The organism is Cytobacillus gottheilii, from assembly GCF_001636345.1.
In the GTDB taxonomy this organism is placed as follows: domain Bacteria; phylum Bacillota; class Bacilli; order Bacillales; family Cytobacillaceae; genus Cytobacillus; species Cytobacillus gottheilii.
In genome coordinates this window covers 682,986-703,045 of record NZ_KV440945.1, presented here as the reverse complement: position 1 = coordinate 703,045, position 20,060 = coordinate 682,986, and the positions used below count along the sequence as shown (strand labels likewise).

16 protein-coding genes are annotated in these 20,060 nt (G+C 39.2%); 9 read left to right on the top strand and 7 right to left on the bottom strand.

The window, feature by feature from the left end; all coding sequences use genetic code 11:
* Nucleotides 1-292 precede the first annotated feature (292 nt).
* The 3 genes from A6754_RS03340 to A6754_RS03330 all read right to left on the bottom strand — a co-directional run bounded on the left by A6754_RS03340 (nucleotide 293) and on the right by A6754_RS03330 (nucleotide 4,326).
* Nucleotides 293-1,075: an N-acetylmuramoyl-L-alanine amidase family protein gene (locus A6754_RS03340; RefSeq protein ID WP_066442503.1), complete on the bottom strand. Its 783-nt coding sequence runs from the start codon at nucleotides 1,073-1,075 to the stop codon at nucleotides 293-295.
* A 677-nt stretch (nucleotides 1,076-1,752) separates the two neighbouring features.
* Nucleotides 1,753-3,444: an alkaline phosphatase gene (locus A6754_RS03335; RefSeq protein WP_066442502.1), complete on the bottom strand. Its 1,692-nt coding sequence runs from the start codon at nucleotides 3,442-3,444 to the stop codon at nucleotides 1,753-1,755.
* A 318-nt stretch (nucleotides 3,445-3,762) separates the two neighbouring features.
* Nucleotides 3,763-4,326: a DUF7686 domain-containing protein gene (locus A6754_RS03330; protein ID WP_066442501.1), complete on the bottom strand. Its 564-nt coding sequence runs from the start codon at nucleotides 4,324-4,326 to the stop codon at nucleotides 3,763-3,765.
* A 431-nt stretch (nucleotides 4,327-4,757) separates the two neighbouring features.
* On the opposite strand from A6754_RS03330, the gene A6754_RS03325 reads away from it, so the two are divergent.
* The 6 genes from A6754_RS03325 to A6754_RS03300 all read left to right on the top strand — a co-directional run bounded on the left by A6754_RS03325 (nucleotide 4,758) and on the right by A6754_RS03300 (nucleotide 10,749).
* Nucleotides 4,758-5,771 (top strand): SIS domain-containing protein, encoded by a 1,014-nt coding sequence (locus A6754_RS03325; RefSeq protein WP_257297396.1) that lies wholly within the window; start codon nucleotides 4,758-4,760, stop codon nucleotides 5,769-5,771.
* Between the two features lie 135 nt (nucleotides 5,772-5,906).
* Nucleotides 5,907-7,172, top strand: coding sequence for an ABC transporter substrate-binding protein (locus tag A6754_RS03320; RefSeq protein WP_066442500.1), 1,266 nt, complete (start codon nucleotides 5,907-5,909; stop codon nucleotides 7,170-7,172).
* Between the two features lie 130 nt (nucleotides 7,173-7,302).
* Nucleotides 7,303-8,187, top strand: a complete 885-nt coding sequence (locus A6754_RS03315) for a carbohydrate ABC transporter permease (protein ID WP_066442499.1) — start codon at nucleotides 7,303-7,305, stop codon at nucleotides 8,185-8,187.
* Between the two features lie 2 nt (nucleotides 8,188-8,189).
* Complete coding sequence (locus A6754_RS03310) at nucleotides 8,190-9,041, top strand: carbohydrate ABC transporter permease (protein ID WP_066442498.1); 852 nt, start codon at nucleotides 8,190-8,192, stop codon at nucleotides 9,039-9,041.
* A 55-nt stretch (nucleotides 9,042-9,096) separates the two neighbouring features.
* Nucleotides 9,097-9,909, top strand: a complete 813-nt coding sequence (locus A6754_RS03305) for a PfkB family carbohydrate kinase (RefSeq protein WP_066442497.1) — start codon at nucleotides 9,097-9,099, stop codon at nucleotides 9,907-9,909.
* An 81-nt stretch (nucleotides 9,910-9,990) separates the two neighbouring features.
* Nucleotides 9,991-10,749 (top strand): GntR family transcriptional regulator, encoded by a 759-nt coding sequence (locus tag A6754_RS03300; protein ID WP_066442496.1) that lies wholly within the window; start codon nucleotides 9,991-9,993, stop codon nucleotides 10,747-10,749.
* Nucleotides 10,750-10,847: 98 nt separating this feature from the next.
* Here A6754_RS03300 and A6754_RS03295 read toward each other — a convergent pair whose 3' ends face one another.
* Entirely contained in the window at nucleotides 10,848-11,411 is a 564-nt protein-coding gene (locus tag A6754_RS03295) for a DUF7686 domain-containing protein (RefSeq protein ID WP_066442495.1), read from the bottom strand.
* Nucleotides 11,412-11,494: 83 nt separating this feature from the next.
* Entirely contained in the window at nucleotides 11,495-12,058 is a 564-nt protein-coding gene (locus tag A6754_RS03290) for a transposase (protein ID WP_066442494.1), read from the bottom strand.
* A gap of 276 nt (nucleotides 12,059-12,334) precedes the next feature.
* Here A6754_RS03290 and A6754_RS03285 point away from each other — a divergent pair, with 276 nt between their 5' ends.
* The 3 genes from A6754_RS03285 (at nucleotide 12,335) to A6754_RS03275 (ending at nucleotide 17,646) form a co-directional block, all read left to right on the top strand.
* A complete protein-coding gene (locus A6754_RS03285) occupies nucleotides 12,335-13,690 on the top strand; it encodes a sodium/glutamate symporter (RefSeq protein WP_082851594.1) in 1,356 nt (451 codons plus the stop codon).
* Nucleotides 13,691-13,903: 213 nt separating this feature from the next.
* Nucleotides 13,904-14,905, top strand: a complete 1,002-nt coding sequence (locus A6754_RS03280; RefSeq protein ID WP_066442493.1) for a GTPase — start codon at nucleotides 13,904-13,906, stop codon at nucleotides 14,903-14,905.
* Nucleotides 14,906-15,201: 296 nt separating this feature from the next.
* Nucleotides 15,202-17,646, top strand: coding sequence for an EAL domain-containing protein (locus A6754_RS03275; RefSeq protein WP_066442492.1), 2,445 nt, complete (start codon nucleotides 15,202-15,204; stop codon nucleotides 17,644-17,646).
* Nucleotides 17,647-17,768: 122 nt separating this feature from the next.
* On the opposite strand, the gene araB is transcribed toward A6754_RS03275, so the two are convergent.
* Nucleotides 17,769-19,445, bottom strand: coding sequence for a ribulokinase (gene araB / locus A6754_RS03270; RefSeq protein WP_066442491.1), 1,677 nt, complete (start codon nucleotides 19,443-19,445; stop codon nucleotides 17,769-17,771).
* Nucleotides 19,446-19,447: 2 nt separating this feature from the next.
* Entirely contained in the window at nucleotides 19,448-20,053 is a 606-nt protein-coding gene (locus A6754_RS03265; protein WP_156495677.1) for a KpsF/GutQ family sugar-phosphate isomerase, read from the bottom strand.
* Between the last annotated feature and the right edge of the window lie 7 nt (nucleotides 20,054-20,060).

The following is a 20,060-nucleotide window of genomic DNA, read 5'->3' as shown; positions in this document are numbered from 1 at the left end:
ATAAGTAAATGAAATTTGTAATATTTTTTTATAATCAAAATATTTGTTTAATTGTGTCATTTTGTGGGTAAAAAGAGTGCTGGATGTTGTAGAGAGGTGTCATTTTAGCTGTAAGCGTTAACACTATTTAGTAAGAAATGAGCAGTTCGATTTCCGCTGTATAGCACTCGCTTGCCCACAGGTCTCCAGCACTATTCCGCCAAAATTGCGAGATTTCCCTCAAACAAACTAGTTAAAAAAGGACCAAAAAAAGAGAGTGTAAAAGATTTCTCTTCCTCACCCTCTTAACCTATTATTCATTTCCTTCTATATACCCACGCTCTATTGCTACATATAGTAAACCGATCGCGTCTGAGATGGTTAGTTGTCCGTTTAAAAATTGTTCTCTCCATTGTCTGGCGAGGGCTGGGTCTTTTTGCTCAAATCTTGCCAGAACTGTTGCAACTGAATTTCGAATAGTTGGCGTTGTTGGATTGAATGGCTGTGCCATAAGATCATCCTCCTCCGGTGTAAAAGTATTGGGTTTTCCTTGCAAATTATAAAATGAAACAATCCCTTGAACATGACCGACTGCAATCGCGGTTATGACCTCCGATTGTTTCAACAAATTAGCATCCGTGGCATTATCAATAAACAAATTTTCGGTTAACACTGCTGGGCTATCTGACTCACGGAGCATATGAAAATTGGCTGTTTTCACGCCTCGGTCCGCTACGCGGAAAGATGATAACGACGTCATAACCGCTGCATGGATCTCCCACTGAATTCTCCCAGAGACAGAGGATGCGGCTTGATTGCTGTGCCTGAAATCCTCATACCCTGTACCGCCTCCAGCATTTATATGAACTGATAAAACAAAATCCGCTCCCCATGCATTAGCCATATTGGTCCGCTGATTTAACGTTAACGTCTGATCACCTTCACGGCTCATCTGAACCGAAACATTCTCATATTGCAAAAGCAAATCACGAATGACTCGTGAAATCTGTAAAGTTAGATTCTTCTCCAGCAGTCCATTTCCTACTGCTCCTGAATCACCGCCTCCGTGGCCTGGGTCAATAAAGATTTTCACCATAAATACTCACCCCCTTTTTAGGATATGCAGGAGAGTGGTGGGACGAAACTCAGATTATGAATCTGATATTTGGAAAAAAGTACATTGAACATTTTTATATCATGTGATTTTTTCAAAATAATAAGCCTAAACTTTAATTTAATATTCCTTTTATATCTTTAAACTAAAGTTATAATATTAATTTTGTGTAAAAAATCTGATTTTTCTACAAAATATGTTCTTTCGAACGAATTTCCCTAGTATAATGACATTAGATAGGAAAAAGGGGTAAATAGTAGCGATTTTTTTCCGTAAAGGAGATTGACAAATGAGTTTGAAAGGGATAATTTGTTTTTTTCAGAGGAAACATAAATATAATTACTATACAGATACCTGTGTTCGTTGTGGAAAGAAAAGAAGATTATAGTCTTGAAGAACACACTGCTTCTAAGAACATACATAAAAACATTTTTTATTTTTACTGCAATATCTATGGATAATAAATAAAAGACAAGAATGCTACAAAAGTTGCATACTTGTCTTTTTTTATGTGTACTCACCTGTACAAAAAAACTAGGATTTGCAGGTAAAACATTTGTTTCAAATTAATACGTTTTACTAAGAACCAGTTAACAAAGAAGTGTTTTCTTATAGAAAAAAACGGCACAGAACGCTGCACCGTTTTTCTTTTCACAGAATTATTGATTTCTTCTTTCTTCCATTTCATCGATAAACGCTTGCTCATCTTCAAATAGCTCTGTGCCTTGCAGGTAAGAAATAATGCGCGGCAGGTCCGTGTTATTGATTAGCCCAACAAATTGGTCAGAACCTTTTCCGTATGCATATAGAGGGATTTCAACACCAGAGTGGTTGCGTGTTCCCCAGCTAATATAAGCATGGTTGGAAATGATTGTTCCAAGTGTGTTAACCAAAGTGCTTCCGTTCCATGGCTGAGATGTTAATAATTCTAAATCCTCATCATTGATATCAAGCTTCGTGTGCTTTTCTAAAACACTTTCAGCATCAACTACATATGCTTTGTTGTCAGCTTTGTTGTCACCGATTTGATAACCAGCTTGTAAATCAAATAACTCTGTGAAGTCTTGGAAATCTACATGGTTTACACCAGGTGTTTTCACGATGCCAATACGGCCATTTTCACCTTTTACTGCAGTTGTTCTCTTCAATAAATCGATTGTCGCTTTTGTGCCATCTAAAGTAACCGTTGCTTTTCCTGATTTAGAGTTAAAAGAGAATTTAGCTCCTAGTTCTTTTGCAGCCTCACGAATTGGCAAGTAGTAATTACCTTCAGATTCTTTCGCATTTGCAATCGAGATTACGTCAGCTTCTTCTGCTAGTTTCGCAGCTAAAACGTTGTTGCTCATTTTGATATTTTTCAAAACATCGATATTATCCGCATAACCGCCCTCAGTTGTTCCAATGTTCATTCCGCCTGTTTCATGATCTCCAACCACGACAACAAGTGTGTTTTTATCTTTCTTAGCGAAATCTAGCGCCTCTTCAACGGCACGATCGAATTCAAGCATATCAGTCACTGTTGCTACTGGGTCGTTCGCATGTCCAGCCCAGTCAATTTGGCTTCCTTCTACCATTAAGAAAAACCCATCTTGATCTTTGCTTAGTGTATCAATCGCAAACTCAGTCATATCGGTTAAACTAGGCTCTTCTTGATTAACTCTATCAATATCGTAAGTTAGTGCTGCATCTGCAAATAAACCTAGAACTTTGTTGCCAGTCACAGAATCTAATTCGGATTTTTTTGTTACATATTCATAACCAGCTTCTTTTGCTTCTGCTACTAAATCGCGATCTGTTTGATTGCCGCCGTCTTTTTCAAGCGTAAACATGTCGCGTCCGCCGCCAAGGATCACATCTACATTATTAATATACTGCTGTGCAAGAACTGCTTCGTTTCCTCTTGATGGATCATGAGAAGTGAAAACCGCCGGAGTTGCATGAGTAATACGTGAAGTTGCTATTAACCCAGTCGCTTTATCTTTATTGCGGGCAGCATCTAAAATGGAATCCGGCTCTTTTCCATCTGGAGTTACCGCAATCTTGCCGTTATCTGTCTTATATCCTGTTGCCATTGCCGTACCTGCTGCAGCTGAATCCGTTACACTTGTATCTGCAGAGTACGTTTTCATCATACCTTTCATATAACGTTCAAAGCTAAGCTCTTCCCCTTTGAAAATACGAGATGCTGTCAAATAGCTCGCACCCATTCCATCCGGGATCATTAAAATAACATTCTTAGCTGTACCTTTCTCTGCAGCACTTGCTGCTGATGTTGGGATGCCTGCTGAAAGAACAACAGATGTTGCTACTAAAGCTCCTACCGCTTTCTTCCAAGAAAAGTTCTTCTTCATTTCTCAACACTCCCTACTATGTATTAGTTATACATTCCAATCCTAGCAATTATTTGTAAATAATAGATTTCAGAATTGTAAGCGTTTGTGGATAAATCGTAAAGGTTTTGTTTAGTCGGGACTTTGGGCGGGGGTTGGTTCGGGGGCCTGTTCGGGGCGTTGTGCGGGGCGTTGCGGAGCGTCACTGTGACGCCCCGAAAAATCCCGATTTTTGTCGATTTATTCAAGAACAAAAAAAAGAAACTAGCATAATAGCATGCGCTATTGCTAGTTTCTTCTATATAAATGTTTATCTTAGTCATATTTCCAAACAGAATACTAGTCAATTTCATCTGTCTGATCATACATTTTTACTTTTATCTGAAATCCTTCGTAAGACATAATTAGTCTGCCCACTTCTTCCCATGTGTAGGCTCTTCCATCAATAATAATGAGCGGAAGACCTTCTGCGATTTCATCATACTCAATTCTTCCAGCAAAATGATCTTTCGTCAATGTCTCATATGGCTGGCCGCTTAGAAAAACTTTAGATACAATATATTTCTCTTTAATTCCTTTTTTTGTTTTCTCAATTAATCTATTGAGCAATTGCTGCTGATCATCCTCCAGTTCACCGTGGACAGCAAATGTATAACCAAACTCAATATTCTCCTTTGCCTCCATGAAGATTCCAATGGGGTGTAATCGAGTCTCTACAAGAAAAGTTCGAACAAATCCTTCAGAATCCTTTAACGAAAATGATTCCAGCAACTCCTCTAGCTCAACCTCCAGTTCACCAGCCATGTATTCGTTATAACAATCATTACATAAACTCAACTGATCATCTTCTATTGATAGATGTATTTTAACCTCTCTCAATCCACAAGCATCACACTTAGCCATAGAATTCACCTGCTTTTTTTAACTACATTTTATCATATATGCATTTATCTAATTCCGACATAATTCGATGAATTTCGGGTCGTCACTGTGACGCCCCTAGACGAAGAAGGCCGCAAAGAAGTTATGGGTTAAAATTAAACATTAATTATCGACAAAAAATGATGAAAAAGGAGATATATTTATTTTGTTAATTATCGTTTTAAAACGTATGTGATTCCATTGAATTTTTATTAAAATTGCCTGCTGACTCTATATTGAAACCTAAAACCCTGACCTTTGTCTTGCGGATGGCGTCATAAAGATCGACAATTATCGCCAAAATGCGGGGCGTCACTGTGACGAATAAAGATATTGACAATTAACAATATTCAGTTTTATGATACTAATTAATATAACGTCATATGATGTTATAAATTTTCGGAGGTGGAATGATGAAACAAGAAAGTGGAGTATTGGTGAGTAATAAGTCTATGAAGCCGGAACATGTGGAGCAGCTCGAGAATGTGATTGAGGCTGTGAAGAGCAGACAGATTAAGAATGTTTTCTTTATCGCTTGTGGAGGTTCGATGGCTTCTCTGTCACTGGGTGATTACTTTTTTACGAAAGAAACAAGTGTCGCATCCTTTGTCTACACATCAAATGAATTCATCCATCGTAATCCAAAGTCTTTAGGCCAGAACAGCCTAGTTATTCTCAGATCTCATTCTGGAACAACTCCTGAAACCGTGAAGGCTGCAAGCTTTGCCAGACAAAAAGGTGCCTTAACGGTTGCCATCTCAATGGAAACAGATTCTCCTCTTTGTCAGTCTTCTGAATACATTGTTCACTACAACTATAAGGATGGCTCAGATGCGATCGACGGAGAAACAGGAATGTTCTATAGCCTAATCTTCCAGCTTTTAAATGTATTTGCACCAAATGAAAAATTTGCTCGTGTTGTTGAAAAATTAGCCCTCCTCGAAGACCTATACACAAAAAACAGAGAAAAATTCGCCGAAGTAGCAGATACCTTTGGTAAAAAGAACAAGCGTGAAAATATCATCTACACAATGGCCAGCGGAGCCTACATCCACCAGGCATATTCGTTTACAAGCTGCCTGTTGATGGAAATGCTTTGGATTCATTCCAACGCCATTCATTCCGGTGAATATTTCCACGGTCCTTTTGAAGTGACAGATTTTGATGTGCCATTCCTTTTAATACTAGGTGAAGGACCAAGCCGTCCACTCGATGAGCGCGCTTTAAGCTTTGCGAAGAAGTTCAGTGAAAAAGTCGAGGTTGTGGATGTAGAAACGTTAATATATGAAGGAATTGACGAGGACCTTAAAGAATATTTTGGTCCAGCGATCATCGGTGTTGTGCTCCGTTTATATGCGGATGCTTTAGCAGAGCATACAGGCCACCCGCTGTCGGTCAGACGGTATATGTGGAAAATGGACTATTAATCTCTTAAAACTTCATGGATGAAGGGTTTTTTTAAAAAAAGTGCGTAATAGGCAGGGAAAACATCACGGAATCCGCCTATGAGATCTAGACAGTCACTCGCTGCCGAAAACCGCCATATTTGGGGGAGGCTTATCATGAGAGGGAGAAAATATTGGGTCTTACTGCTCGTAATCGTATCAATATTGTCCGCCTGCAATTCCAGCGATGGAGCCAGTTCAAGTGAAGGAAAAACGGAAATTGACTTTTTCCACCGGTGGCCAAATGAACCTAGAAAGTCCTTTTACGATCAAAAAATTGAAGAGTTTATGGAGCAAAATCCTGATGTCCATATTAACGTTGATTATGTGTTAAATGATTCCTACAAAGAAAAAATTAAAGTGCTTGTCTCCAACGACAACCTGCCTGACATCTTTTCATCCTGGTCTGATTCATTTGCGAAGAACCTGGTATCCTCAGGGAAAATCTTGTCTGTCGATGATATTTTAAAAGAAGATACCGAATGGTCATCCAAAATTGTAGAGTCCCAGTTTGAAGGATTTACTTTTGATGATGTAACATACGGTGTTCCATTTACAGTTGACGGAAAAGCTTTCTTCTATAATAAGAAGGTTTTTGAAGAGCATGGCATTGAGATTCCAAAAACTTATGATGAATTTATTGCTGTTTTAGATGACTTACAAAAGGCTGGCTATGAGCAGCCATTAGTAGAAGGACTAACAAATACATGGGCCATCTCCCATTACTTAGGCACGATCTTTCAAAGATTAGTAGACCCTGAAGTGCTAGCAAAAGATTACAGCTTGGAAAATGCCGAATTTACAGATGAAGGTTATATCAAAGGACTTGAGGTATTCCAAGAATTAACCACTTATATGGGCGATGTCTCGACTGCAATCGATCATGAAGCTGCCCGAAATATGTTCGGCAGCGGTGAGGTTCCGATCCTGTACATGCAATTTGCTGAGATTAAACTTGTAGAAGAAATTGGAGATGTAGAGTTTGGTTTCTTCGACTTCCCTTCTTTTAAAGATGGCAAAGGCGATCAAACCGCTTTAACTGGTGCACCTGAAGGCTGGATGTTAAGTAAAAATGCCCCTGAGGAAGCAGTTGAATTCTTGAAATTCTTAACTTCTGATGAAACCGCTTTCGACTTTACTGAAACGGACGGACAGCTTAATGCAATTGAAGGATCAGTAACAGCTGAAAATGCAAATGAAACGAGTTTGGAAGCTTATGATCTAGTTCTAAATGCCACATCGGTTTCACCGTGGTTCGATAATGCTCTAGATATCAATGTAGCAGATGTATTTATGCGAGGCAGTCAAGGCCTTGCCACAGGCCAATCGACTCCAGCTGATATCTTGAGCGAGGTGCAGCAGACTGTAGAAGGCATGAAATAGAAAATTTAGCTTGATCGATAGAGATACACACATATATAATATCTTAAAAATTCAAACAAGCTCCTTTCTTCTCCGGAAGATTGGAGCTCTTCCTCAAATATTACATTATATCCGAAAGTAGGTGTAAAGGGTGGTCAGCAGAAAAAACAAATGGATTCCTTTCCTATTTCTTTTACCAAGCCTCTTATTTTTAGGAATTTTCATCTATATCCCACTTATTCAAAATTTCTATAATAGTCTCTTTGAATTTAGCGTTTTTTCTCAAACAAAGGAATTTGTCGGATTGAAGGCTTTTAAAAACCTTTTCGAAGATCAGATTGTAACAACCGCGTTTATCAACAACATTAAATATGCTGTCATCTCCGTGCTGTTTCAAGTCTTTTTTGCACTAGTATTAGCAGCTATACTAGAAGATAAACTCTTTCGTAGAGCAGCTCCAGTATTGCGGATTATTTACTTTGTCCCTGTTATGATTTCCATTTCTGTTATCGCCCTTTTGTTTGGTTTCATATATAACCCGCAGATCGGAATCTTGAATAGCTTCTTGGAATTAATTGGTCTTGAGAATTTGGCCAAGCCGTGGCTAGGCAATAGCACCACTTCTATTTATGCCGTCATAGCGATGTCGCAATGGCAAAGCATCGGCTTCATTACAATGCTCTTTATCGTTGCGATTCAGAAAATTCCAAAAGAATTATATGAAGCAGCCGATATTGATGGTGCAGGCAAAATCAGAAAGTTTTTCAACATTACGGTTCCACAAGTAAAAGAAACGATGTTTGTTAACCTGCTCATAACCGTAACCGGCTCTATGCTCGTTTTTAATGAGCCGTATATTTTAACAAATGGCGGACCTGGCTTTAGTTCTATGACTCTAGCAGTTCATATGTATCAGGAAGGCTTTGTAAAGGATAATATGGGCTATGCCTCAGCAATTGCAACACTCATTTTCATCTTAACAGCTATTTTTGCTGTCATTCAAATCAAAGTCTCTGGCACCGGAAAGGAGGAATAATGATGTTTAAACGGAGAAATCATTTTGGCAATGCTGCCTCATCCTTTTCCCGGAACATCACATTTCTAGGTCTTATCATATTCTCGATAATCATACTCTATCCTCTTTACTGGATGGTGATCTCTTCTTTAAAAAGTTATGACGAGATTTATAACAATGTATGGGGATTGCCTGATGTATGGCATTTCGAAAATTATGCTACCGCTTGGTCTTTAGGAATTTCAAGCTATTTTCTCAACAGTGTATTTGTAACAGGTGCAACGATCATTTTAGTCGTACTAATTGGTTCTATGGCTGCATTTGCGTTATCAAGATATAGATCCAAATGGATTGATGTCTCCTTATATATGATTATCGGCGGATTAATGATGAATCCGCAGGTTGCATTGATTCCCCTATTCGAACTGCTGACATGGATGGACTTGATTAATACAAGATGGGCGCTGATTTTAATCTATGTAGCTTATCGTTTGCCGCTAACAATTATCTTAATTCGCGCCTTCTTCTTAAGCATTCCGCGAGAGCTTGAGGAATCGGCGATTATCGATGGATGCAGTGAATTTAAAATTTATACGAAAATTTATCTTCCATTATCCATTCCAATTCTTATTACGACAGTCGTTTTAACAGCTTACTTTGCTTGGAATGAGTTTTTATTTGCAACCGTTTTTATTGATTCAAATGATTTAAAAACAATTCCTTCTGGGCTGATGAACTTCAGAGATGCTCTCCGCACAGATTGGGGCGTACTCCTTTCGGGCATGGTGATCGCATCGATCCCGATGATCATTCTGCTGATTTTTCTGCAGAAGTATTTGGTTAGAGGTTTGTCTGAGGGGTCTGTTAAAGGATAGCACACACATATAATCTGTTAAAGGATAGCACACACATATAATAGGAGGAAACACGATGAAACTGATTGCGATTGGTGATAATGTAGTAGATTGTTATTTGGACCAGGATATTTATTATCCTGGCGGAAATTGTGTGAATGTAGCTGTCAATGCCCGGCGTAATGGCGCAGAACAGGTTTCCTATATTGGAATTTTCGGGAATGATGAGAAAGCAGACCATATAAAATATGCCTTGAAACAGGAGGAAGTAGATTTTCAGCATGCCAGAACCGTAATGGGCATTAGCGGCCAGCCTCGGGTTACACTCAAGCATGGAGACCGTATTTTTATCGGCGGTCCAAAAAACACGGTACAGCGGATGTTTAAGCTTCAGCTTACAGATGATGAATTAGATTATATTTCGAAATTTGATCTTTGCCATGTGAGCTGTTATTCTTCGATGGAAAGTGAGCTTGAAAAGCTTTCAAAGGTTATTAAGATCTCATATGACTTTTCCAGTCGAAAGGAATTAGATTATATACGTTCGATCGCTCCCTATATACAATACGCCTTCTTTTCAGCAGCAGAATTAACGGAAGCAGAGTTAACTGTTTTTATCGAGGAATTAACAGCGTTGCCATTTGAGATTTTTGCAATAACGCGAGGCAGTGAGCCGGCATTATTTTTTCAAAATGGAGTTCAATATGAACAGAAGATAAACCCTATTTCAATTGTGGATACGATGGGTGCAGGTGATAGTCTCATTGCAGGCTTTCTTGTAAACTATATCAACGGAGACAGTATGGCATCTGCTATTGATAAAGCCACTCTTTCTGCTGAGAAGACGTGCGGGATGTATGGCGGATTCGGATACCCTAAAAAAATGTAAAATTATTGTATTCAATCCTCTCCTCATGTAGAGTAAAATTACAAAGTAATAGAAGAAAAAACAGCTATAGGAGAGTATGAAATGAGCCATGAAAAACCGGATGTACAAATAGACGGCCCAGTCCCCCTATACGAGCAAATTAAGGCTGGAATTAAAGAATATGTGAAAAAACACGACCTTAAGGCCGGACAAAAAATACCGAATGAAGCAGAGCTTTGTGACCTATTCGACGTTAGCCGCATTACCATTCGAAGAGCGATCAAAGAACTCGTTGAAGAAGGATTTATTGAGATTATTCGCGGCAAGGGCACCTTTGTTAAAATTGCAAAAAAGGATCTTCATCTTTTAAACCTTAAAGGATTTACAGAAGGATTATCAACCGGGGAAAAGGAGAACAATATTCAAAAAGAGATAAAATATAAAGAAATCATTGAAGATACGTCGGAGATTGCCAAAGCATTCGGCACTGGACACACTTCCTTCTTAAAACTGATTCGGGTGGTAAAGGATTCCCACGGCCCTTTCAGTGTTGATTTCGCCTACTTCCCCACCAACCTATACCCTGGCATAGAAAGCAAAATCACAGACGATACATCCACCTTTGCTATCATCAGAGAACATTATCACATCAAATTCACCAAAGTAGAAAAAGAAATAGAATACAACCTGCCCACCCAAGAAATATGCACATACCTGGGCATAAGCAAAACCACCCCCGTCATCCTAGTAAAAAAAGTCATCTACGGAACCTACGGAACACCTGTGCACTACTCCAGATACTACCTAATTGGAGAACGAGTTAAATTTTATATTGATGCAGAATACGACGTGTCACAGTGACGCCCCGAGTTTTGTCGAATTTTCGCAAACAAAAAAACTAGCAGTATAGCATATGCTACTGCTAGTTTTTTTGTTTAGTCATACTCCCCAACAAAATACTAGTCAATCTCATCTGTCTGATCATACATTTTTACTTTTATCTGAAATCCTTCGTAAGACATAATTAGTCTGCCCACTTCTTCCCATGTGTAGGCTCTCCCATCAATTATAATGAGCGGAAGACCTTCTGCGAATTCATCATACTCAATTCGTCCAGCAAAATGATCGTTGGTCAATGATTCATATGGCTGACCGCTTAGAAAAACCTTAGATTCAATATATTTCTCTTTGATTCCTTTTTTTGTTTTCTCAATTAATCTATTGAGCAATTGCTGCTGATCATCCTCCAGTTCACCGTGGACAGCAAAAGTATAACCAAACTCAATATTCTCCTTTGCCTCCATGAAGATTCCAATGGGGTATAATCGAGTCTCTACAAGAAAAGTTCGAACAACTCCTTCAGAATCCTTTAACGAAAAGGATTCCAGCAACTCCTCTAGCTCAACCTCCAGTTCACCAGCCATGTATTCGTTATAACAATCATTACATAAACTCAACTGATCATCTTCTATTGATAGATGTATTTTAGCCTCTCTCAATCCACAAGCATCACACTTAGCCATGGAATTCACCTGCTTTTTTTAACTACATTTTATCATATATGTCATTTATCTATTTTCGACATGGTTCGAGGAATTTCGGGGCGTCACTGTGACGCCGGCCAAGGTTTTTCTTTCAAAAACTGAAAATACTGCTCCCGCCTTTCTTCTTTTGTTCCCTCAAAACAATCTAGAATGCAGTCAATGTTTAGGTAGCGTGGTGTTTCCATATCAGTTATAAAGTATTGCATGCTGCTCCATGGGTATTGATCAGGACTTTTCACCATAAGGGCTTCTACTGGATTCAGGTGAATATAGCGGCTAACCGCTAACAGCGATCTTTGGTCAACCAGGATGTCATCAAAAAATCTTTTTTCATAGACATGACCAGTCAGTTTATATTTCGTATTGTAGTAGTTTGCGTATTTTTTATTAATCAGGGCCATTAATTTGCTGATGGAAATGATTTGAGAACGGAGCTGCAGGTGGTAGTGGTTGTTCATGAGGCAATAAGAGGTGATTTCGAAGGGGTATTTGTCGTAAATGTCTTCCAGATTGTAAAAAAAGACATCATAATCTTCCCAGTCCATAAACAAAGGATCCCGGCGGTTTCCTCTGCTCACAACATGATAATGACATTCTGGTACGTATATTCTTTTTTTGTACGGCATTAAACTGTTTCCACATCCTTTTTGAAATGTTAAATTTGATTAACTTGCTGGGAATTTTTTTAGCATGAAACATATTAAAGAGGAAACAACTAATTGGGGAGCATAGCTTATACATTCAACAGCAACGTTTTAACTCCTCTATTGCTTTGCATAAATCTTCATTACATGGAGGAATATCGACAAAAACCACGATTTTTCGGGTGGTCACTGTGACGCCCCGAATAAAATAATGTATACTTAAAAGTGAATCTAGTTTACATAAAAGGGGGAGTCAGGTTGACAGAATTCACAATTTGGGGTTTTTTGGTTGATTTCAGTTTGATGTCCGGGTTGATTTTACTTGGAACAATTTTAAGAGCGAAGGTTAAATTCCTGCAGGCGTTGTTCTTGCCAGCCAGTATTATTGGAGGATTTATCGGGCTAGCTCTTGGTCCATTCGGCGCAGATCTTCTGCCATTTTCCGATCAATTTTCTTCATACCCAGGATTATTAATTGCCTTTATTTTTGCAGCCATTCCAATTGGCGCAGCGAAAGTACAAATTAGAGAGATTATCCATCGGGTTCGGGAAATGTGGTCTTACTCCATGCTTCTGACTACATTAATGTGGGGCGGCGGTGCTCTATTTGGTCTAGTTGTCATTAATCAAGTATTCCAAGACTTGCCTAGCGGATTTGGGATTATTTTAGGAGCCGGCTTTGTGGGCGGGCACGGAACAGCCGCAGCCATTGGAGATGGCTTTGCACAATATGGCTGGGACGAAGCCATGACGCTTGGCATGACATCTGCAACGATCGGTCTATTAGTAGCTGTCATCGGCGGACTTATTCTTGTTAAAAGAGGAACTCAAAAAGGACATACACAATTTATATCCAGCTTCAAAGACCTTCCAACTGAACTGCGTACAGGGCTAATCCCCGCTTCAAAACGCGTACATATGGGTACAGAAACCATTTCTCCTAGTGCTATTGATCCTTTAGTTCTGCATATTTCGATCATGTTTTTTGTAGTTGGGGCAGCTTACTGGCTGACAGAAAGACTGGGCGAGCTTATTCCGGTCATTTCGATTCCATTGCTAAGTGTTGCCTTTGTGGTCGGGCTCATCTTCCAATTTATTATGCGTAAAACAAAAGCAGATTCCTACATCGACCAGCGAGTGATGGATCGGATCGGCGGAAGTGCTACAGATTATTTAGTTGTGAGCGGTATTGCTTCAATTAATTTAACGGTCGTTCTTGATTATGCTGTTCCACTGATTTTACTTTTTGTATTCGGTATCATTTGGGCTTACCTCATGTTCCGCTTTCTTGGACCGAACATTTTTAGAAACTACTGGTTTGAGAAATCTTTATTTGGATGGGGCTGGAGCACGGGAACGGTCGCAATGGGCTTAGCATTATTGCGCATCGTTGATCCTGAATTAAAAAGCAAAACCATTGATGATTATGCCTTGGCCTATATCGGCATGGTTCCGGTAGAAGTCGCCATCATCACCTTTGCACCAATACTGGCATTCTCTGGCTTGCCATGGGTCACACCGATTGTCCTTCTGATTACCGCAGCTATAATTGTTGTAGTTCATAAACGAGCTGGGGTTTGGGGCAGGAGAGTGTTGGATTCGAAGCAGGAATAAGTGGGTTTTGGGTGGGTTTTGGGGACAGGTTCCTCGACCCATTTTCTCTGTGGGTTTAAGGGACAGGTTCCTTGACCCAAATTTCTCGCATGGTTGAAAAACAGCCTTCCCACTAGATGGAAGGGCTGTTTTTTCGACAAATTCCGGGGCGTCACTGTGACAAGTGCAAATTCCGAGCAAATTTGCTAAAATTTTGTAAAAGGAGTGACGAATATGACAGATTTTAAATTCAATGAAAATGATTTCAATAAAGCCTATGATGATGAGATGAAAAAAGTAAATGAACAGCTTGAGAAAGAAATTGTTTTTGCCATGATTGGTGATGTTAATGCAGGGAAATCTTCTACATTAAACCGATTAATTGGGGAAGAAGTCGCTTCTGTTGGTGCCGAGCCAGGAGAAACTGTCATTGTGAAGAAGTATCCATACAAAGACAAAATCATATTTGCGGACACACCTGGACTTGATGATATAAATCATAAAAATTCCGAAGAAACTTTGAAGTTTTATAAAGAGGCAGATGTCATCTTATTTTTCCTAAATGCTGCAGGAACGGTATTTTCCGAAGGTGAAAAGAAGCATTTTGACAATATAAGAAAAGTTAACAAGAACATCATCTTTGTTTTGAATAAAATAGATGCTGCTGAGGATATTCCTAATCTTGTAAAATATGTACAAGATAAAACAAACTACGATTTTAAAGTGACACCGATTTCCTCAAGAACTGGGCAAAACGTGGATATGCTCAGAAATGCTATTTTGGACATCCTCAAAGAGAAAAATAAAGACATTCTCTTTGCCAGGCAAATCAAAGAAAAGTCTTCGACTGCGAACAAATGGATTCTAGCAGCTGCTTCATCTGCCGCCGCTGTAGGTGCGGTGCCACTTCCTGGGTCAGATATTATTCCGCTCACCAGTATTCAAGTGGGGCTAATGGTAAAATTAGCAACATTATACGAAAAGCCCCTCTCTAAAGATCGGGCAAAAGAACTGGCCATCGCAACATTCGCAGGCAATATTGGCAAAAGCTTATTCAGACAAGCAGTGAAATTTGTTCCTGGCGCAGGCTCTGTGGCAGGTGCAGGCATAGCCGGCAGTATGACACTCGGATTAGGATATGCCATTAAATATGCGTATGAACATGACATTGAACTGAATGCCGAAATCTTAAAAACTCTTTCCAAGTCTTTTATGAAGGATAAGGTTGAATCTTAAAAAAGCTAACAGATGTTAGCTTTTTTATTTTGAAGGTGGGTTTCGGGCCAGGTTCCTTGGCCCAGTTTGCGGTGGTTTTTTAGGGACAGGTTGGTTCCTCAATCCATTCGGTCTTGCATTTCTTTTCTTTTATTCATACCATTTAGACCCCAACACCGTTCGACAAATTCCGGGGCGTCACTGTGACGCCCAAACCAAACAGGAACAATCTTCCACCCCATATTCTACTAAATTAATTATATAATGTGCTAAGGACAAAAGTACCACTTACGCATCTAAGATCAGGAGGATCGTCCATGGTGAATTTACTATTTTATTTACTTGTTTGCTGTGTGATTTGTGTTTCTATATTGAATATAAATATATATGTAGCAAGTGCGAGTGCTGGGAAGAAGTTGCAAGAGGTATTTTATATGCTATTTTTAGCTCTCCAATGCAGCGTAATTATTTCCTTTATTCCATACATATCTCTTTTAAGTATGAAAGTCATTAAATTATCAGAAGAAAGTATATTTCTTACTTTACAGAGTAGTATTTATACATATACTTCTAGCTTCATTATCTTCTTGCTATTGAATACACTTGGAAAATTTACGATATATCCATCAAGAGTCGTAACCAATCAAAGGAAGGGAATCCTCGGCTATCTTTTATTAAGTGGGATGGTTGCCTCTTTTATTTTACTTTATATACATTATTTGCTGGGGAGCGTTTATTCTATCTCCATTCATATGAACGGCAAAATAATTACTTACTCTTTGGTACTCTTATCAGCAGCAATTTATAATATTGCAAGGATTTTCGAGCACCTTCATATAGACAGATTAATGCTCAATCGAACAAACACTTATGCAAAGAGTTCTGTTTTCTTTATCATATTTAGTATTTCTTACTCTTCTATTATTTATCTTTTTATAGAAAGTCTAGTTTATGGATTAAACTACTCTATGACAATCATTTCTTTAAGCAGCTTGCTTATATTGTTTATTATCACCATCAATTATATTGAAAACCAGATGATCTATCAGCATGGCCTTGTAGAGAAACAAAATATGAAATTAAAAATAAAGGAACAGCAATATCGATCATTATTTCAATACAATCCTGATGCTATTTTCATTTTAGATTTGGAAGGGAATCTGAAAGATGTGAACCCCTCTGTTTTCTCTTTAACAGGCTACACCTCAGAGGAAATTCTGCAGTTCAAAATAAGTGAGATATTGTATAAAGATGAAACAGAGAGAATAAGAACACTCCTTCATGAGATAAAAAAAGGAAGCAGCATTGGTTTTGAGACCTTTATCATTGCTAAAAATAGAGAGATCGTAAATCTCAAAGCGACAGCAACACAAATCAACATAGATGATTCTGTTACAGGCATATATGTCATTGCCCAGGATGTTACAGAACAAAATAAAGTTCAAAAAAGGGTGAACTTCTTGGCGTACCATGATGAACTCACCGGTCTACTGAACCGGCGGGCAATATATAAAGAAGTAGACGAGCAGATTAAAAAAGACAGCTTTTTTGCGACCATCCTAATTGATGTTGATTTGTTCAAAGATATTAACGACCATCTCGGTCATGCTGCCGGGGATACGTTATTGAAATTAATTACCATGAGATTAAAATATGCCGTCCAGAAAAATGGTCTAATTGCCAGACTTGGCGGGGACGAATTTCTAGTCTGCTTAACCGAGGTCACAAATGCTAACGAAGTAAAAAAAATAATAGAAGAGATTCAGCTAGAGATGCAGAAAACCTTTTATCTAGAAGGACAGCAGAAGGAAATTACGTTAAGTATGGGCATTTCCTATTATCCGAAAGATGGACAAGACTATCATAAATTAATAAAACATGCAGATATGGCCATGTATGCTGCAAAAAGAGCTGGCCGCAATAATTACTCAGAGTATAAAGAATCTCTAGAGAAAAATATGCTCTCCAAAATTACAATGTATGAGGAATTGAAAGTTGCGATTGAAGAAGAACAATTTGAACTATATTATCAGCCTAAACACAGTGCTAAAGATAAGAAAATCGTTGGTGCAGAAGCATTGATACGCTGGCAGCATCCTACTAAAGGCTTCATCAGTCCTGGCGACTTTATCCCATTAGCAGAAGAAACAGACTTAATCATTCAATTAGGCAAATGGATTATCAGACAAGCGCTTAAGCAATATAGTGATTGGGTAAAAGGAGCTGCAACCGAGTGTCATATATCCATAAATATATCTCCCAAGCAATTCCTTGATCCTAACTTTGTTCCTTATCTTATGAAAAGCTTGAAAGAATTCTCTGTTTCTCCATGCAAAATAGATATCGAGATCACCGAAAGTTTGGCGATTGAGAACACTGAACTCACGATTGAAAAAATCAAAATTCTCAAAGATCTAGGTGTGCAAATTACGATGGATGACTTTGGCACAGGCTATACATCCTTAACGATCTTATCAAAATTCCCATTAGATCGAATTAAGATTGATCAATCCTTTATTCGAGACCTGCCAAACCATCAAAGGCATGCAGCTATTGTCCAATCTTTGATATCAATAGCAAGAAACCTTGGAATCCAAGTAACAGCAGAAGGAGTAGAAAACGAAGATCAACTGCAATGTCTTCGTGAGTGGGAGTGCGATGAAATTCAAGGCTTTTTCTATAGCAGACCATTGCCGGCTAGTGCGTTTATTGAATATTGGGTGGAGCATAATAAGGATCTTAAATCCGGGGCGTCACAGTGACGCCCCGAAACGCCCCGAAATTTGTCGATGAATCTGTATCTACTATATAGAAACAGCACAAACCACTGTTTGGTTTGTGCTGTTAATGCTAGTTTTTTCTTATTTATGGCAATATCAAAGGTTTAAACAACCCCTGCAGCTTCATTGGAACGCAGTCCCTTCAATCTCTTCATAATCCCCTTAAACTCAACTCCAAAATAATGATAGAGAGTTTCATATTCCCTGTATAAGCTGTCATAGACTTTTGTGTTTTCTGGGATAGGATAGTATACTTTGTCATTTAGTTTGCCCATTGCCTGGCCGGCTTCGAAAACATCGTCATATCCCCCGCGTTCTGATCCGGCAGCTACCGCGCCAAAAATCGCGCTTGCTAGAGCGGGTCCCTGTGAGCCGCCTCCCACTTTAACTGGCATATTAATGACATCAGCGTATACTTGCATAACAAGCGGATTTTTCTGTGCAATTCCTCCTGAAGCAAAAAATTCATTAACAGGAACGCCATTGTTTCTAAATGTTTCAATGATTTTTCTTGTTCCATAGGCGGTGCCTTCAATAAGCGCACGGTAGATATCCTCTGGTCTTGTTTGAAGAGTCAGACCAACAATCATGCCTGTTAAATCAACATCAACAAGTGTCGAACGGTTGCCATTCCACCAGTCAAGAGCGATTAGCCCATTTTCACCCGCTCTCAGCTTTTCAGCCTTCTTGGTTAAGAACTCATGGATACTAACTCCTTCATTCTTCGCTTGTTCATGGTACTCTGCAGGAACACAGTGGTCTATAAACCATCCGAAAATATCACCGACACAATTTTGCCCTGCTTCATAACTGAAGAAGCCAGGAACAATTCCATCCTCTACAACACCGCAAATGCCTGGCACTTGGTGTTCTTCTTCACTTAAAATTAAATGACAGCTGGATGTTCCAATGATATCGAGCATTTTTCCGGGACCATCAATTTTCACCGCTGGAAAGCACACATGGGCATCAGCATGCGCGATTGCAACAGCAGTTCCTTCTTTTAAGCCCGTTAATTCTGCCGCTTTTTTCGTTATTTCTCCTGCTTTTTGTCCAATTGGCGTAATATCCGTGCTCAGTTTATCTTCTACTACATTTTCCAAACGAGGATCTAACGATTTAAAAAATTCCTGATCCGGATATCCGTCTTGTTTATGCCAAATTGCCTTAAATCCGGCAGTACAGGCATTTCTCGTATGAACACCAGTTAGCTGCCACACCGTCCAGTCAGACGCTTCAATGAAGTAATCAGCTTCGTCATAAATATGCGGCGCTTCATCTAATACCTGCCAAATCTTCGGGAAAATCCACTCAGAGGATATCTTTCCGCCATAGCGGCTGAGCCATTTTTCTCCTCTTTGTTCAGCCATTTCATTTAATTTATTTGCTTTATCCTGTGCGGCATGATGCTTCCATAGCTTTAAATAAGCATGTGGCTCATCTTTATATTTATCCATAAAACATAACGGAGTGCCATCTGCTTTAATTGGTAAAACAGAACAAGCAGTAAAGTCTAAACCAACGCCGATAACATCCACCGCTGAAACGCCAGATTGCTTCAGAACTGCTGGAATAACGGTTGACAGGACCTCTAAATAATCCTGCGGATGCTGAAGGGCCCAATCTAACGGCAATTTTTTCCCGCTCGGAAGTTCTCGGTCGATCACTCCATGCGCATAGTCATGTGAAACTGACGCTAATTCTTCACCTGTTACTACATCTACTAAAACAGCACGTCCTGAAAGGGTGCCGAAATCCAGTCCAATTGTATACTTTGACATCCTTATTCCCCCTTCTGGGTGAGAGCTTCTCCCACTTTTCCGCCAGGATGGATGACTGCAAACTGCTCTTTCGTAAAGCCTCTAAACCGTGTCATTGCAATAGCGATTGCGTCAAAAAGGGCAATAGTTGCAATCGTACTTGAAGTGGCCAGCATGTTAAAATCATCCGGTTCCTTTGAGACCTTTACTTTTAATAGGTAGTGAGATTGCCGGGCAATGTACGAGTCTTCCACTTCCGTTACAGCAATTATCGTCGCACCTTTTGTTAGGCATCCTGGAATCAGATTGTTGATCTCATGGGTTGCGCCGCCTTTAGAAAAGGCAATAACAATGTCCTCTTTTTGGACAACACCAAGTGCACCATGTACGGCATCTGATGGTGTTAAAAATAATGATGGGCACTCTACACAGCTAAGTGTATGTGCAATTTTTTTCGCAGCTGCCCCTGAGGTCCCGCAGCCTGTTGTAATGATTTTCCCTTGGCAATTCTTGATCAGTTCAAAAACCGTTTCAACCTGTTTATGATCAAATGTATTTTTCACTTCAAGAATCGCTTCGGCTTCTTTTGTTAACGTATCATTAACTGAATCTATCACATTAGCAAACAACCTAAAC